This window comes from Saccharopolyspora sp. 6V, assembly GCF_020176785.1.
Classification (GTDB): Bacteria; Actinomycetota; Actinomycetes; order Mycobacteriales; family Pseudonocardiaceae; genus Saccharopolyspora_C; species Saccharopolyspora_C gregorii.
Genome location: NZ_JAIUKB010000120.1, coordinates 1 through 14,408 on the forward strand (window position 1 = coordinate 1; position 14,408 = coordinate 14,408).

Consider the following 14,408-nt stretch of genomic DNA (forward strand, 5'->3'; position numbering starts at 1 on the left):
CTCGACCGGCGCCCCCCCCCCCCCCCCCCGGCGCGCGCCCCCCCCCCCCCCCCCCCCCCGCGCCCCCCCCCCCCGCCCCCCCCCCGGGGGGGGGGGCGCCCTCGACGGGCTCCGCGAGCTGATGCTCGCGTTCGTGCGCTACGCGCAGGACGACCCGGTGCACTACCGGGCGCTGTTCATGAGCGGCACCCCGGCGGACAAGGCGGACTGCCCGGACGAGGTGAACCCGGCCTACCGGCTCGTCGCCGAGCGCGTCGCGGGCTGCCTCGAACAGGGCGTGCTCGCCGGGGACGCCACCGCGATCAGCACCGTGCTGTGGACGACCGCGCACGGCGCCGCCTCGGTGCTCGTCACGTTCGGGCACCGGCCCGCCGACTCGCCGGACGCCTACGCGGCCGCCGTGGTCGACAACGCGCTCGCCGGGTTGCGGGCCCGTCCCGCCACCCGGCTCTGAACCACCCGCTCCCGCAGGAGATGCCGATGACCACCGCCCAGGAACTCGTCCCGATCCCGCAGCCCAAGCCGAAGCCGCTCGTGGGCAACCTGCTCGAACTCGACGGCGGCAAGGGCGTGCTGCGCTTCGTGGAGATGGCCGCCGAGCACGGCCCGATCTTCCGGCTCCAGCTGCCCGGCCGGAGCCTGATCATCGTGCAGTCCCAGGAGCTCGTCGACGAGCTGTGCGACGAGGAGCGGTTCGACAAGGCCCTCGGCTCCGCCCTGGTCAACGTCCGCGACTTCGCGGGCGACGGGCTGTTCACCGCGTGGACCGAGGAACCGAACTGGCAGGCCGCGCACCGCATCCTGATGCCCGCGTTCGGCCCCGCCGCGCTGCGCACCATGTTCGACGGCATGGCCGACATCGCCGAGCAGCTGCTGCTCAAGTGGGAACGCCAGGGCCCGGAGCACCGCGTCGACATCGCCGACGACACGACCCGGCTCACCCTCGACACGATCGCGCTGTGCTCGTTCAGCCACCGCTTCAACAGCTTCTACGCGGAGCGGCTGAACCCGTTCGTCGAATCGATGGTGCGCGGGCTCGTCGAAGCCGGGGCGCGCCCGCGGCGGCTGCCCGGCCAGGAACTGCTGATGCGCGGCACCCGCAAGCAGTACGCGGCGGACGTCGAGCTGATGCACCAGGTCGCCGACCAGCTCATCGGCGACCGCAGGCGAAACCCGCTGCCGGCCGGGGAGAGCGACATCCTCGACACGATGCTCACCGCGGCCGACCCGAAGACCGGGCGGCGGCTCCCGGACGAGAACGTGCGCCACCAGCTGGTCACCTTCCTCATCGCCGGGCACGAGACCACCAGCGGACTGCTCACCTTCACGCTGCACGAACTGCTGCGGCACCCCGAGGTGCTGGCGACCGCGCGGTCCGAAGTGGACCGGGTGCTGGGCGACGAGGCGCCGCGGTTCGAGTACCTGAGCGGGCTCGGCTACCTCGACCAGGTCCTCAAGGAATCGCTGCGGCTGTGGCCGACCGCGCCCGCGTTCGGGGTGTCGCCGCGCGCCGACGGGACCGTGCTCGGTGGCCGCTACGAGGTGAACCGGGACGACGAGCTGCTCGTCGTGGTGCCCGGGCTGCACCGGGACCCGGCGGTGTGGGGCGCGGACGCGGAGACCTTCGACCCGGACCGGTTCACCTTCGAACGGGCCGAGGCGCTGCCGCCGAACGCGTGGAAGCCGTTCGGCAACGGGCAGCGCTCCTGCATCGGCCGCGGCTTCGCGCTGCAGGAGGCGACGCTGTTCCTGGCGATGCTGCTGCAGCGCTTCGACATCACCGCCGCCGACCCCGACTACCAGCTCAAGATCAAGCAGACGCTGACGATCAAGCCGGAGGGCCTGTTCATGCACGTCCACCGGCGGGACCGGCGGATCGTGCACGGCGGCGCCCCCGCCGAGCGATCCGCGCCCGAGGTGGCGCAGGCCGAACCGAACGGCGTGCCCGTGCGGGTGTTCTACGGCTCCAACTCGGGTACCGCGCAGGCCTTCGCGCAGCGCATCGCGAACGACGCCACCGCCCGCGGCTGCACCGGCGAACTCGCCGAGCTCGACGCCGCGGCGGGCGACCTCGGGCCGGACGGCGTCGCCGTCATCGTCACCGCCTCCTACGAGGGGCAGCCGCCGGACAACGCGCGCGAGTTCGTGCGCTGGCTGCGGGAGCAGCCCGACGGCTCGCTGGACGGGGTGCGGTACGCGGTGTTCGGCTGCGGCAACACCGATTGGGCGCGCACCTACCAGGCCGTGCCTGCCGAAGTGGACGAGCAGCTGGCCCGGACCGGTGCGAAGCGCCTGCTGCCGCGCGGCCGGGCCGACGCGCGCGGCGACTTCTTCGGCGACTTCGACGACTGGTACGCCGGGTTCTGGGAGCCGGTCGCCGCCGAGTTCGAGCTCGGCGACGCGACACCGGCCACCGGCCCGCGGCTCACCGCGGAGCACGTCGGGGCCGTGCGCGACCCCATCGTGCGGGCCAACGACCTGCAGTGGGGGACGGTCGTGGCGAACCGGCCGCTCAGCTCCCCGGACGTCGGCGCCAAGCACCACGTGGAGATCGCCCTGCCCGAGGGCGTCCGGTACCGCGCCGGGGACTACCTGGCGGTGCTGCCGGTGAATCCGCCGGCCGTGGTGGCGCGGGCGCTCAGCCGCTTCGAGCTGGCCCACGACGACCAGGTGGTGCTGCACGGGGAGGGCACCTCCCTGCCCACCGGTGCGCACGTCGCCGCCGGGGAACTGCTCGGCAGCTACGTCGAACTCGGCAGGCCCGCCACCCGCAGGCAGCTCGACGAACTGGCCGGGGCGACGGTGTGCCCGCCCGACGCGCAGGCGCTGCGCGCGCTGGCCGCCGACCCGGAGGTGCACGCCGAGCAGGTGCTGCGCCCCGGGGTCACCGTGCTGGAACTGCTGGAGCGCTACCCCGCCTGCCGCCTCGACTTCGGCGCGTTCCTGGCACTGCTGAGCCCGTTGACGCCGCGGCAGTACTCCATCTCCAGCTCTCCCCGGTGGAACCCGGAACACGCCACGCTGACCGTCGCCGTGCTGAACGAACCCGCGCGGTCCGGCGCGGGCACCTACGAGGGCGCCGCCTCGAACCACCTCGCGCAGGCGCTGCCCGGGTCGAAGGTCGCCGTCACCGTGCGCCCGTCGAACGTGGCGTTCCACCCGCCGGAGCTGGACGTGCCGCTGGTGCTGGTGTGCGCGGGCAGCGGCATCGCCCCCTTCCGCGGTTTCCTGCAGGACCGGGCGCTGGCCGCGGCCGAGCAGGGCGTGCGGCCCGCGCCTGCGCTGCTGTTCTTCGGTTGCCACGGCCCCGAGTCCGACCAGCTGTACCGGGACGAGCTGGCCGAGTGGGCGGCGGCCGGAGTGGTCGACGTGCGGCCCGCGTACTCGGCGGAACCCGACGGCGGCGTCCGCTACGTGCAGGACCGGCTGTGGGCCGACCGGGCCGAGGTCGCCGAGCTGGTCGAACGGGGCGCGACCGTGTTCGTGTGCGGCGACGGGCAGCGGATGGCGCCCGCGGTGCACCGCACCTGCGCCCGGATCTACGCGGAGGTCACCGGTGCGGACGAGGAGCAGGCCGCGGAGTGGATGACCGCGATGGAGCGGGACCGGGCGCGCTACGTCGCCGACGTCTTCGGCTGAGCGGCGCGCGGAAGCGGCGCGGGGTGCGTTGCCCGAGCCGACCCCGATGCGACTCGGGCAACGCCTGCCACCGCGACCCCGTCCTGGCGGTGGCGCATTTCGAGGTGTGCCGCGGGACGCTTCCGCACGCCCCTTCGCCCCCTCGACGATGCGGTGCGCGGAAGGAGGTCACCCTTGCCCTGATCGGTCTCTTTCCGAGGTGATTCGAGCACCCGCGGTCACTGATGATGACACTGCCGCGTGATGGCCGAAAAGAACACGCACGAATGCGGGTTCAGTTGGAATAATCGGCGATTTCTCGGAGCTTGGGGGGATTCGTCACGATGATGCGCCGGTAGCGCCGTTCGATGACTCCGCGCTCGGCGAGGTCGCGCAGCGCTTTCTGCACCGTCCGCAACCGCACTCCCGCCAGCGTGGCCAGTTCGTCGTGGGTCAGCGGCGGCCCGATGCGCCAGCCGCCCTCGGGGTCCTGCTCGCCGTAGGTGTCGACCGCCTCCACCAGCAGCCGCGGCACCCGCTGCGTCGCCGACAGGTTCGCGTTGTCGATCCGGCGGCGGTTCGCCCAGCGCAGCCGAGCGTTGACCATGAGCACCATCGCGACCGCCGCGTCCGAGTGCTCGTGCAGGAACCGGCGGAAGTCCGCCGACTTGATCAGCCGGGTGCGGGCGTGCGAACCCGCGATGACCGTCGCCGACCTCGTGCGCTGCTCCAACGCGGCCATCTCCCCGACCAGGTCACCGCCGAAGCGGATGCCCAGCAGCGTCGTGCCGCCGACCTCGGACAGCGCCAGCACCTTCGCCGAACCGCTGAGCAGCAGCACCACGTGCGTGCTGTCGTCGCCCTGCCGCAGGATCTTCTGCTCCGCCTCGAAGATCACTTCCGAGCCGAGGGAGAGCAGGGCCTGCCTGGTTTCGCGGCGCAGCCGGGCGAGCAGGCTGAACTCCGTCCATCGCGCCTGTGGTGGATCAGTGATGACCGCTCCTCCCAACGGGGCGCGAGGTGCGATGACCTTTTCGGCCGAACCCGGGTTCGGCCGACCCGCGGTGCATCGACGGGCGCCGGTCCCCGTTCATTCTGGAACCGGTGAACGGGGGCGGTCACCGCTGACCGGGTGACCGGTTCCGCGGTGGCCGAAAACCCCGTTGCCCCGCGCAGGTTCTCGATTCAGCCGGGATCCTCACCAATCCGGTCGCCGAATTGGGCGGATCCGCGCGACACTCACCCGTTCGCACCAATGGCAGTTCTTTTTTTGGAATATGCATTCGGATTGTTCGGGCGGGCGGGCCCGGTGGACCAGGGCCGCCCGCCGGAATCAGACGAGCGTGCCGGAATGCGCGAGGGCGAATTCCCGCAACGACCGGGGCGCCCGCCCGGTGAGCTCCGCGACCGCGCCGGTCACCAGGTCCTCCTCCCCGTTCCGGATGCCCCGGTCCACCGCGGCCAGGGCCGTCGCGAACGGCTCCGGCATCCCGGCCGCGCGGAACACCTCGCGACGCTCGGACGTGCGCACCGGGCGGTGCCGGACCGGGCGGCCGGTGACCTCGGCGAGCACCTCGGCGACCTCCGCGTAGGACAGCGCCTCCGGGCCGGTCAGCAGGTGCTCGCCGGACACTGCGGGATCGGTGAGCGCCCGGGCTGCCACCGCGGCGATGTCCGCGGCGTCGATCCAGCCGAGCTTGCCGTCCCCGGCCGCGCTGACCAGCTCGCCGCGCTCCCGCAGCCCCACCGCCAGCGGGTGGTCGCCGAGCAGGTTCTGCATGAAGCCCGACGGCCGCAGCACCACCGGCTCCGGCATCGACCGCACCGCCGCCACCAGCTCGGCCACGCCCGGCGCGTCCGGCAGCACGATCAGCGAACCCAGCAGCACCACCCGCCGCACCCCGGCGGCGCGCGCCGCGGCGAAGAACGGAACCGCGAACCGCATCGGCTCCAGCTCGGCCGGCGGCGGCACCAGGTAGACCGCCCGTACCCCGTCCAGCGCGGGCGCGAACGTGCTCGGCTCGGCCCAGTCGAAGCGCACCCGACCGGGGCCGGGGTTCCGGGAGGCGACGGTCGCGTCCGGCAGCAGCCGGGACAGCGGGCGGCCGGTGGTGCCGGTCCCGCCGATCAGCAGCGCGCTCACTCCGCCCCCTCCAACGCCGCGACCAGCGCGGGCAGCTCACCGGCGGCCTTCGCCGCCAGCACCGGGCTCCAGTAGTCCCGGTAGTGCGCGATCAGCCCGTCCACCACGGTCAGCACCGCGATGTAGGGCATGACGTACGGCTCGCCGGTGCGCACCGTGCGGCCGTGCGCGGTGAACTCGGCGATCACCGTCCGCGGGTCCGCCGTCTCGTGCAGCTCGAAGGCGGGGAACCCGGTGATGTCCACGCGGCCCGGGTAGTCCGCCAGGTACTCGCGCATCCCCTCCCGCCCGTCGACGCGGGCAGGGGTGCCGCACGCGAACGGGGCCTCGAAGACCACGTCCGGCGCGAGCAGGTCGATCGCGCCCGCCATGTCCTCGGCGAGCAGCAGTGCGGTGAACCGGTCGATCACGTCGGCCGGTGAGTTCGGCACGGGCACGGGCCCTCCTTCGTCGGTGGTCGCCGTCCACGTTCGGCCGCTCGGCGCCTCGCGGGCACGTCCGGCCGAACCCCGGACCGCCGGTCCGTGGATGCCGGTCGCGGGCCGTGCCAGGCTGGCGCCGTGGGCAAACGAGACCTGGGCGCGTTCCTGCGCAGCCGCCGCGAGTCGCGCGCGCCCGCGGCGGCCGGGGTGGTCGCCGGGCCGCGGCGGCGCACTCCGGGCTTGCGGCGCGAGGAGGTCGCGGCGCTGGCCGGGGTGTCGGCGAACTACTACGAGCGGCTGGAGCAGGCCCGCGGCCCGTACCCGTCGCCGCAGGTGCTGGACGCGTTGGCGGCCGCGCTGGGGCTTTCCGCCGCCGAGCGGGACCACCTCGGGCGGCTCGCCGAGCACGCCCCGGCGAGTCCCGAACCGGCCGCGGAGGTGCCCGCCGAGGTGCGCCGGCTGCTGGACCGGCTCGGCCCGGTCCCCGCCTACGTGCTCAACGCGCGGCACGACGTGCTCGCCTGGAACCCGGCCGCGGCCGCGCTGCTGGTGGACTTCGCGGCGCTGCCCCCGGCGGAGCGCAACGTCCTCCGGTTGTCGATGGAGGGCGGTCCGCTGCGGTGCGAGCCGTCCGGGGACGGGTTCACCCGGCACGTCGCCTCCGAGCTGCGGCAGGCCGTCGCCCGGTACCCGGGGGACCGGCGGCTGGCCGAGCTGGTGCGGGAGTTCGCCGCGCACGACCCGGAGTTCGCCGCGCACTGGCGGGAGCAGGAGCTGGGCACCGCCGCCGCGGTGCCGAAGCGGATCCGACACCCGCGGCTGGGTCTGCTGGACCTGGAGCTGCAGGAGCTGCGGGTGCCCGGGCACGACCACCGGGTGGTGCTGCTGACCGCGGAACCCGGCTCGGCCTCGGCGGCGAAGCTGGAGTCGCTCGCGTCCGCGCCCCGGCTGCGGGCGGTGCGGTAGCGGCGGCGGAGCCGGCGTCCAGGAGCGAGCAGCGGGCCCGGCATCGACGATGGTCCCGTGCGCGGACCCGCCGGGCGCTCCACCCGTGCCCACGGAACCGGTCACGGCCCGCGCACAGGCCACGGGTGGTCGGGGGTCCCGTGCGCGCGACGACCTCCGCCCCGTGCGCACCCGCGCTGCGCACGCGCTCCGGCCGCTGAGCACGCTGGCCGGGACGGCGACCCGCCCCGCGCACGCGACGCAGTGCCGATCGCAGAGCACGGTCGAACCGCCGCGCGCCCGCGCGGGCGCGCGCGAACCACACTGCCCCGCCCCCGGCGGCCCGACCGGTCATCCGCGGAACGGCCGCGACCCGTCGCGCCGCCACCACATCGGCACTCCCGTGGGTGATCATGGAAGCGGTGCGCCGGACCCGGCGCGGGCGAGCGGGGAGGCGCGATGGCGGAGATCGACACCGGCACGACCGGGAGCGCCGGTCTCGACGGCCCGGCACCCGCGCCTCGGGCGGACCTGGTGGCCCGGGTGCTCACCGAGGTGTGCTCCCCGGCGGTGATCGTCCTGCTGCTGCCGGTCGCGGTGGCCTGGCGGGCGACGCACGCGCCCGGCCCGGCGCTGGGGTGGGGCGTGTTCGTGGCGTTGACCAGCAGCGTGCTGCCGATGGCCGGGATCATCGCCGGGTCCCGGGCCGGGTGGTGGGACGGGCACCACGTGCGCGACCGCGAGGGGCGGCTGATCCCGTTCGTGCTGCTGATCTCGTTGAGCTCGCTGGGGCTGGGCGTGCTGGTGCTGGCCGGGGCGCCGCGGCTGGTGGTGGCGCTGGACGTGGCGATGCTGGCCGCGCTGCTGGCGATCGGCCTGATCACGGTGTGGTGGAAGGTGTCGGTGCACACGGCGGTCGCGGCGGGGGCGGTGGCGATGCTTGCGGTGGTGTACTCGGCCTGGTGGTTGCTGCTGTGGGGGCTGGCGGCGGCCGTCGGCTGGTCCCGGGTGCGCTTGGGCGACCACACCCCGGCGCAGGTGGTGGTGGGCGCCGTCGTCGGCGTGCTGGCGGGGGCCGCCGGCTACCTGCCGACGGCCTGACCGGCACCCGTTCGGACCGGCGGTCCTACGGGCGCGGAACGGGGACCTCGGCGTGCACCACCTCGCCGAGGACGGGTTCCGCGGCGCCCCCGGTGGCCTCGGCGAGCCAGTGCCGGAAGTCCTCGACGTCGTCCGCGGGCACCTCCACCACGAACCGCACTCGGTCCGAGTAGTCCACATCGGACACCGAGAATCCGTGCGAGCGCAGGTCGTTCTCCAGCTTGCCCGCCACCAGGTAGTCCACCGTGGTGGACACCAGCCGCATCGGCCGCAGCTCCGCCAGCCCCACCTGCTCCAGCGCGGCCGACACCGCGCCGCCGTACGCCCGCACCAGCCCGCCCGCGCCGAGCAGCGTGCCGCCGAAGTACCGCGTCACGACCGCCACCACCCGGGTGAGCTCGTTGTGCCGCAGCACTTCCAGCATCGGCACCCCGGCCGTGCCCGCGGGTTCGCCGTCGTCGTTGGAGCGCTGGGTGCGGCCGTCCGCGTCCAGCACGTACGCGGAGCAGTGGTGCCGGGCGTCGTGGTGCAGCTTCCGGCGCAGCGCGACGAACTCCCGCGCCTGCTCCTCGGAGTCGGCGCGGGACAGCGCGCACAGGAACCGGGACCGCTTGATCTCCAGCTCGAATTCCCCTGATCGCCGGATTGTGCGCACCCGCGCCCCTTCCCGTTCGCAACGCTTCTACCTGCGGTTATCGTGACGTCAATCACTGAACAAGATCGTTCTGCCCGTGCCGGGCGCCTTTCCGGGGGTCGATACCGCAGGTCACGGTGTTCAGCCGCACGTCACTCGGACGCGGTTTTCCGTTCCGCGGCCACGGCACGTAACGTCGACCCCCATGGAGCAGTCATCGAGTCCGCTGGAGCCTGGCACCCGGGTGCGTGCCTCGTTCGGCCGGTTCCGCGATCAGGTCGGCACGGTGGTGGAGACCGCCTCGGGGCTTCCCGAGGTCTTCGACGGCCCAGTGCTGTGGGTCCGGTTCGACGGGAACGAGGAGCCCGGCCTGGTCGCGGGCCGCTTCCTCGAAGCCGCCGCCTGATCCCGCGCCGCGCGGGCGCCGCCGGTGGCGGAACCGGCGTCCCGCCACCGACCGACCCGGGGAACTCAGCCCCACACCTCCTGGGCGGTGCGCACGACCAGGCTCAGCTTGGCGACCTGCTCGTCGTGGCCGAGGGCGTTGCCCTCCTGGGTGGAGGCGAAACCGCACTGCGGTGACAGGCACAGCTGGTCCAGGTCGATGTACCGGGACGCCTCGTCGATGCGCCGCTTCAGGTCGTCGGCGGATTCCAGCTCACCGCTCTTGGTCGTGACCAGCCCCAGCACCACGTGCTTGCCCTTCGGCACGAAGCGCAGCGGTTCGAAGCCGCCGGAGCGCTCGTCGTCGAACTCCAGGAAGAAACCGTCCACGTCGAGCTCGTTGAACAGCGCCTCGGCGACGAAGTCGTAGCCGCCCTCCGCCACCCAGGACGACCGGTAGTTGCCGCGGCACAGGTGGGTGGTCACCGACATCGACTCGGGGCGGGAGCCGATCGACGCGTTGATCATCTCGATGGTGCGTTCGTGCTCGTGCTCGGCGTCCTCGCCCCGCTCCCGCAGCTTCGCGCGCTGCCGCGGGTCGTTCAGGTAGGCGAGGCTGGTGTCGTCGAGCTGCAGGTAGTGGCAGCCGAGCCCGGCCAGCGCGTGTACCTCGGCGCGGTAGGCGGCGGCCAGGTCGGCGCGGAACTCGGCGAGGTCCGGGTACACCTCCGGGTCGATCGAGGCCCGGCCCGCGCGGTACTGCACCATGCCCGGCGACGGGATGGTGAGCTTCGGCGTCGCGGTGCGGGTGCGGTCGGCCAGCGAGGTGAACGCGTCCTCGAAGATCGTGTGCTCCAGCCCGACCTTCTCGCCGATCCGCATCTCCGGGGTGGCGAACTCGACGTCCCCGTCGGCGTTGTGGAACTTGACCGTCAGCTCCGAGTCGTCGACCCGGTCGATGCCGCGCAGCTGGTACAGGAAGTCCATGTGCCAGGAACCGCGGCGGAACTCGCCGTCGGTGGCGCTGGAGAGGCCGATCTCCTCCTGCATGGCGACCACGTCGGTGATGGCCTCGTCTTCGACGCGCCGGAGCTCGTCGGAGCCGATGCGGCCGGCCGCGAACTCGTCGCGGGCCGCGAGCAGGTGGGGCGGGCGGAGCAGGCTGCCGACGTGGTCGGCGCGGAACGGTGGTGCGACGCGAGGACTCATGCTCCCGCAACCTACTTCCCCCGCGGACGGGGTGACGGGGCCCGCCTGCCGCCCAGTGGATTAACCTCTCGCATTACTCCGTTCGAGAGATGTTCATCACTGTATGTGAGGACCGACAACTCGGATTTGTAGGACTGTTGGCTAAAATCGGCGAGCCAGCCAGCTTCGCAGGACGGATGGATACGATGCGCGTTCTCGTCATCGGAGCCGGGATCGGTGGCCTCGCCGTGGCCAAAGGTCTCATCGACGGCGGTCACGACGTTGCGGTCTTCGAGCACGCCGACGCGCTGCGCGACGGCGGCGCCGCGGTCACGGTGTGGAGCAACGGCACGGCCGCGCTGGGCCAGCTCGGCGTCACCCTGGAGGACGTGGGCCGCCAGCTGCACAGCCTGAAGTCCATCACCGACTCGGGGCGGCTGCTCTGGGAGGCGGACTTGGCCGACGTCACGGAGCGTCTCGGCTCGCCCACCATCGAAACCCCGCGCCGGCTGCTCACCGGCAAGATCGCCGCGGCGCTGCCCGAGCACGTGCTGCACTTCGGGCGCCGCTGCATCGCCGTCACCGAGACCGCCGACCGCGTCGTCGTCGACTTCGACGACGGCACCAGCGCCGAGGGCGACCTGGTGATCGGCGCCGACGGCCAGCGCTCCGTGGTGCGCCGCGAACTGCTCGGCGGCGGGCCCGCGCGGCACACCGGCTGGGCCAGCTGGCAGGGCCTCACCCGCAGCGACGTGCCGGTGGCGCACGGGCACCAGACGGTCAACATCGCCGGCCGCGACGCGCACTGCGGCCTCATCCCCGCCGGGGGCGGCCTGCTGCACTGGTGGTTCGACCTGCCGTGGCGCCAGGGCGACGAGGCGCTGTCGCTGCGCGACCTGCGCCGGATGTTCACCGGCTGGCCCGAGCCGGTGGGGCCGCTGCTCGCCGAGGTCGGACCGGACGACCTCGGCTTCTTCCCGCACATCCGGCACGTCGTCCCGCGGGTGTGGGGCGGTCCGCGCAGCACCCTGCTCGGCGACGCCGTGCACGCGATGCCGCCCGCCGTGGCGCAGGCGGCGAACCAGACCCTCGAGGACGCCTGGCTGCTGTCGCACCGGCTCGCGGACGTGGCGGGGGAACCCGGGCCCGCGCTGCGCGCCTACGAGCAGGAGCGGCGCTCCCGGGTGCTGAAGGTGTCGCGCACCGCCGCGTTCACCTCGGCGCAGCGCAGCACCCCGCTGCAGCGCGTCGGCCGGTTGCCGAAGTGGATCGCCACCCGCAGCCAGGTCGCGTCCCTGCGCTCCGGCAGCACCGTCCTGCGCCCCGTCCCGGCCTGACCAGCCTCCTCGGCTGCTGCCGGGGGTCGCGGAACCCCGGCGGACGGGCACGACGCGTCCCGGACGTGCGAAAGCCCGCCCGGCGCGTGGCCGAGCGGGCTTCCGGATGCGGGATCAGGCGCCGAAGGCGTCCGGGTCCGGGCCGACGCGGGTGCCGGTGTCCAGGCCCGCGATGACCGCCAGGTCGTCGTCGGCGAGCTCGAAGTCGAACACCTGGATGTTCTCCCGGATGCGCGACGGCGTCGCCGACTTCGGGATCACCACGTTGCCCAGCTGCACGTGCCAGCGGAGCACGATCTGCGCCGGGCTCTTGCCGTACTTCTCGGCCAGCGAACCCAGCGTCGGGTCGTCCAGCAGGCCCTTGCCCTGGCCGATCGGGCTCCAGGCCTCGGTGAGGATGCCGTGCTCGCGGTGGAACGCGCGCAGGTCGCCCTGCTGCAGGTTCGGGTGCAGCTCGATCTGGTTCAGCGCGGGCACCACGTCGGTCTCCTCGAACAGGCGACGCAGGTGCGGGATCTGGAAGTTCGACACGCCGATGGACTTGGCGCGGCCTTCGCCGTGCAGCTTCTCGAACGCCCGCCACGTGTCGACGTACTTGTCCTGCCCGGCTGCGGGCCAGTGGATCAGGTACAGGTCGACGTAGTCCAGGCCGAGCTTGGTGAGGCTGTCGTCGAACGCCTTCAGCGTGCTGTCGTAGCCCTGCTGGTCGTTCCACAGCTTGGTGGTGACGAACAGGTCCTCGCGCCGCACACCCGAGTCGGCGATGGCCTTGCCGACGCCTTCCTCGTTGCCGTAGGCGGCCGCGGTGTCGATGCTGCGGTACCCGGCCTCGATCGCGGTGGCCACCGGTTCGATCACTTCGTCCGGCGGCACCTGGAAGACGCCGAACCCGAGCTGCGGGATCTCCGCGCCGGTGTTGAGCGTGAGGTTCGGAACCTGGGTCATCTACTCGTTCCTCCGAAAGGTCGAACGTTGCCAGGAGCGACCCGCGACCTCGCGGATCACCTACTCCGTGCAACCCGCTGCTCCGGTCGCGGATTCCCGGCCCAGGGCGTCCTCCATCACAGCACGCGCCGGGGCGGGAAGCCATCCGTCGACCAGCGGGTTCCGCCCGGCGCGGCACATCCGCCGCATCCGCCCCCGCGGTTCCGGGACCGGACCCGGACGTGCGAAGGGGCCGGTCACCGGGTGGGTGACCGGCCCCTTCGGTGCCGTCAGCGGACCGGGGCCTCCGCGACTTGCTCGACCTCGGCCCGGTGCGAGGCCACGACCTCGCCGGAGCGGGGCGCGCGGTCCAGCCAGCCGGACAACAGCGCGAATCCGAGCCCGACCAGCGCCAGGATCGCGCCGACCCAGCTGGGCGCGGTGAGCCCGAAGCCGCCCGCGATGACCAGCCCGCCCAGGTAGGCGCCGAGCGAGTTGGCGATGTTGAACGTGGACTGGATGCTCGCCGACCCCAGCGCCGGGGCCTCCTTGGCCTTGTCCAGGATCCGCGCCTGGATGCTGGGGATGGCGGCGAACCCGGCCAGCCCGACCGCGAACACGTTGATCGCGGTGAGCACCATGCTGTGCGAGGTCACCAGGAACGTCGTCAGCGTCACCGCCAGCAGCGCCAGGAAGACGTACAGCGTCTTCATCGGCGCCCGGTCGGCGAGCCGCCCGCCGATGATGGTGCCCGCGGTCATGCCCACGCCGAACAGCGCCAGCAGCGCGGTCGCCATCGTGGGGCTGAAGCCGGTCACGTCGGTGAGCAGCGGCTTGATGTAGCTGTAGAAGGAGAACGTGGCGGCGAAGCCGAACACGACCACCGCGAACGCCAGCCACACCTGCGGCCGCTTGAAGGCGACGAGCTCGCCGCGCAGGCTCACGTCGGTCGGCTTCGGCTGCTGCGGGACGAGCAGCGCCACGGCGATCAGCGCGATCACGCCGATGACGGCGACGACGCCGAAGGTGAACCGCCACCCGAGCGCCTGCCCGAGCAGGGTGCCCAGCGGCACGCCGACGATGTTGGCGACGGTGAGGCCGATGAACATCATCGAGATGGCCTGGGCCCGCTTGTCCCGAGCGACGAGTCCGGCGGCGACGACGGCGCCGACCCCGAAGAAGGTGCCGTGCGGCAGGCCGGCGATGAACCGGGCCGCCAGCAGCGTGCCGTGGGTGGGGGCGAACGCGGAGGCCAGGTTCCCGACGACGAACAGGGCCATCATGCTGATCAGCATCGTCTTGCGCCGCACCCGCATGCCGCCCGCGGTGAGCAGTGGCGCGCCGACGACGACGCCCAGGGCGTACAGCGAGATGTAGCCGCTGGCGTCGGGCAGCGACACGTGCAGGTTCGAGGCCACTTCTGGCAGCAGCCCCATCATCACGAACTCGGTGGTTCCAATGCCGAAAGCTGCGATGGCCAGGGCCAACAGGGCAATGGGCAAGGAGGTCTCCTGAATCGAAAGTTCCGGACCGGGTCAGCGCCCCGAACTCGCCTCCCGGGGACGTCGAGGGTCCCCGCTGTTCAGGCGGTCGTCGGTGTTCGGAGCTCTTTCTCAGGAAGACCGGCTGTCGCTGGCGGCTCCCCGGACGCGTTCAACACTAGGCCCCGGGGACGGTGTTCCCGGCGGGACTATGAAGCGGACCACTGCCGC

13 protein-coding genes are annotated in these 14,408 nt (G+C 73.1%); 6 read left to right on the top strand and 7 right to left on the bottom strand.

Annotated elements, in window-relative coordinates; all coding sequences use genetic code 11:
- Window positions 1-121 precede the first annotated feature (121 nt).
- Complete coding sequence (locus LCD35_RS22220; RefSeq protein ID WP_225044768.1) at window positions 122-454, top strand: TetR-like C-terminal domain-containing protein; 333 nt, start codon at window positions 122-124, stop codon at window positions 452-454.
- Between the two features lie 26 nt (window positions 455-480).
- Window positions 481-3,639: a bifunctional cytochrome P450/NADPH--P450 reductase gene (locus tag LCD35_RS22225; protein ID WP_225044769.1), complete on the top strand. Its 3,159-nt coding sequence runs from the start codon at window positions 481-483 to the stop codon at window positions 3,637-3,639.
- A gap of 274 nt (window positions 3,640-3,913) precedes the next feature.
- On the opposite strand, the gene LCD35_RS22230 is transcribed toward LCD35_RS22225, so the two are convergent.
- From LCD35_RS22230 to LCD35_RS22240, 3 genes are all read right to left on the bottom strand, one after another.
- Window positions 3,914-4,627, bottom strand: coding sequence for a Crp/Fnr family transcriptional regulator (locus LCD35_RS22230; RefSeq protein WP_224966627.1), 714 nt, complete (start codon window positions 4,625-4,627; stop codon window positions 3,914-3,916).
- 324 nt (window positions 4,628-4,951) lie between these two features.
- Complete coding sequence (locus LCD35_RS22235) at window positions 4,952-5,761, bottom strand: ergot alkaloid biosynthesis protein (protein ID WP_224958544.1); 810 nt, start codon at window positions 5,759-5,761, stop codon at window positions 4,952-4,954.
- Window positions 5,758-6,192 carry a nuclear transport factor 2 family protein gene (locus LCD35_RS22240; RefSeq protein WP_224958559.1) on the bottom strand — a complete coding sequence of 145 codons (435 nt, stop codon included), beginning with the start codon at window positions 6,190-6,192 and terminating at the stop codon, window positions 5,758-5,760. Before LCD35_RS22240 ends, LCD35_RS22235 begins: the two co-directional genes overlap by 4 nt.
- A gap of 129 nt (window positions 6,193-6,321) precedes the next feature.
- Here LCD35_RS22240 and LCD35_RS22245 point away from each other — a divergent pair, with 129 nt between their 5' ends.
- Complete coding sequence (locus tag LCD35_RS22245; RefSeq protein ID WP_225044770.1) at window positions 6,322-7,149, top strand: helix-turn-helix transcriptional regulator; 828 nt, start codon at window positions 6,322-6,324, stop codon at window positions 7,147-7,149.
- A gap of 438 nt (window positions 7,150-7,587) precedes the next feature.
- Window positions 7,588-8,229, top strand: coding sequence for a phosphatase PAP2 family protein (locus LCD35_RS22250; RefSeq protein ID WP_224958542.1), 642 nt, complete (start codon window positions 7,588-7,590; stop codon window positions 8,227-8,229).
- Between the two features lie 25 nt (window positions 8,230-8,254).
- Here the strand turns inward: LCD35_RS22250 and LCD35_RS22255 are convergent, their stop codons facing one another.
- Window positions 8,255-8,884, bottom strand: coding sequence for a YigZ family protein (locus tag LCD35_RS22255; protein WP_224966629.1), 630 nt, complete (start codon window positions 8,882-8,884; stop codon window positions 8,255-8,257).
- A 184-nt stretch (window positions 8,885-9,068) separates the two neighbouring features.
- Between LCD35_RS22255 and LCD35_RS22260 the strand changes: the two genes are divergently transcribed.
- A complete protein-coding gene (locus LCD35_RS22260) occupies window positions 9,069-9,269 on the top strand; it encodes a hypothetical protein (protein WP_224958540.1) in 201 nt (66 codons plus the stop codon).
- A gap of 65 nt (window positions 9,270-9,334) precedes the next feature.
- Here LCD35_RS22260 and LCD35_RS22265 read toward each other — a convergent pair whose 3' ends face one another.
- Complete coding sequence (locus LCD35_RS22265) at window positions 9,335-10,456, bottom strand: 5-methyltetrahydropteroyltriglutamate--homocysteine S-methyltransferase (protein WP_224958539.1); 1,122 nt, start codon at window positions 10,454-10,456, stop codon at window positions 9,335-9,337.
- A gap of 185 nt (window positions 10,457-10,641) precedes the next feature.
- On the opposite strand from LCD35_RS22265, the gene LCD35_RS22270 reads away from it, so the two are divergent.
- Window positions 10,642-11,772: an FAD-dependent monooxygenase gene (locus LCD35_RS22270; RefSeq protein WP_224958538.1), complete on the top strand. Its 1,131-nt coding sequence runs from the start codon at window positions 10,642-10,644 to the stop codon at window positions 11,770-11,772.
- Between the two features lie 114 nt (window positions 11,773-11,886).
- Here LCD35_RS22270 and LCD35_RS22275 read toward each other — a convergent pair whose 3' ends face one another.
- Complete coding sequence (locus LCD35_RS22275; protein WP_224958536.1) at window positions 11,887-12,717, bottom strand: aldo/keto reductase; 831 nt, start codon at window positions 12,715-12,717, stop codon at window positions 11,887-11,889.
- A 269-nt stretch (window positions 12,718-12,986) separates the two neighbouring features.
- Entirely contained in the window at window positions 12,987-14,198 is a 1,212-nt protein-coding gene (locus tag LCD35_RS22280) for an MFS transporter (protein ID WP_224958535.1), read from the bottom strand.
- Window positions 14,199-14,408: the final 210 nt, after the last annotated feature.

Coding starts and splice junctions, on each gene's coding strand:
- LCD35_RS22220 (WP_225044768.1), top strand. CDS start 122: ATGCTCGCGTTCGTGCGCTACGCGCAGGACGACCCGGTGCACTACCGG.
- LCD35_RS22225 (WP_225044769.1), top strand. CDS start 481: ATGACCACCGCCCAGGAACTCGTCCCGATCCCGCAGCCCAAGCCGAAG.
- LCD35_RS22250 (WP_224958542.1), top strand. CDS start 7,588: ATGGCGGAGATCGACACCGGCACGACCGGGAGCGCCGGTCTCGACGGC.
- LCD35_RS22260 (WP_224958540.1), top strand. CDS start 9,069: ATGGAGCAGTCATCGAGTCCGCTGGAGCCTGGCACCCGGGTGCGTGCC.
- LCD35_RS22265 (WP_224958539.1), bottom strand. CDS start 10,456: ATGAGTCCTCGCGTCGCACCACCGTTCCGCGCCGACCACGTCGGCAGC.
- LCD35_RS22270 (WP_224958538.1), top strand. CDS start 10,642: ATGCGCGTTCTCGTCATCGGAGCCGGGATCGGTGGCCTCGCCGTGGCC.
- LCD35_RS22275 (WP_224958536.1), bottom strand. CDS start 12,717: ATGACCCAGGTTCCGAACCTCACGCTCAACACCGGCGCGGAGATCCCG.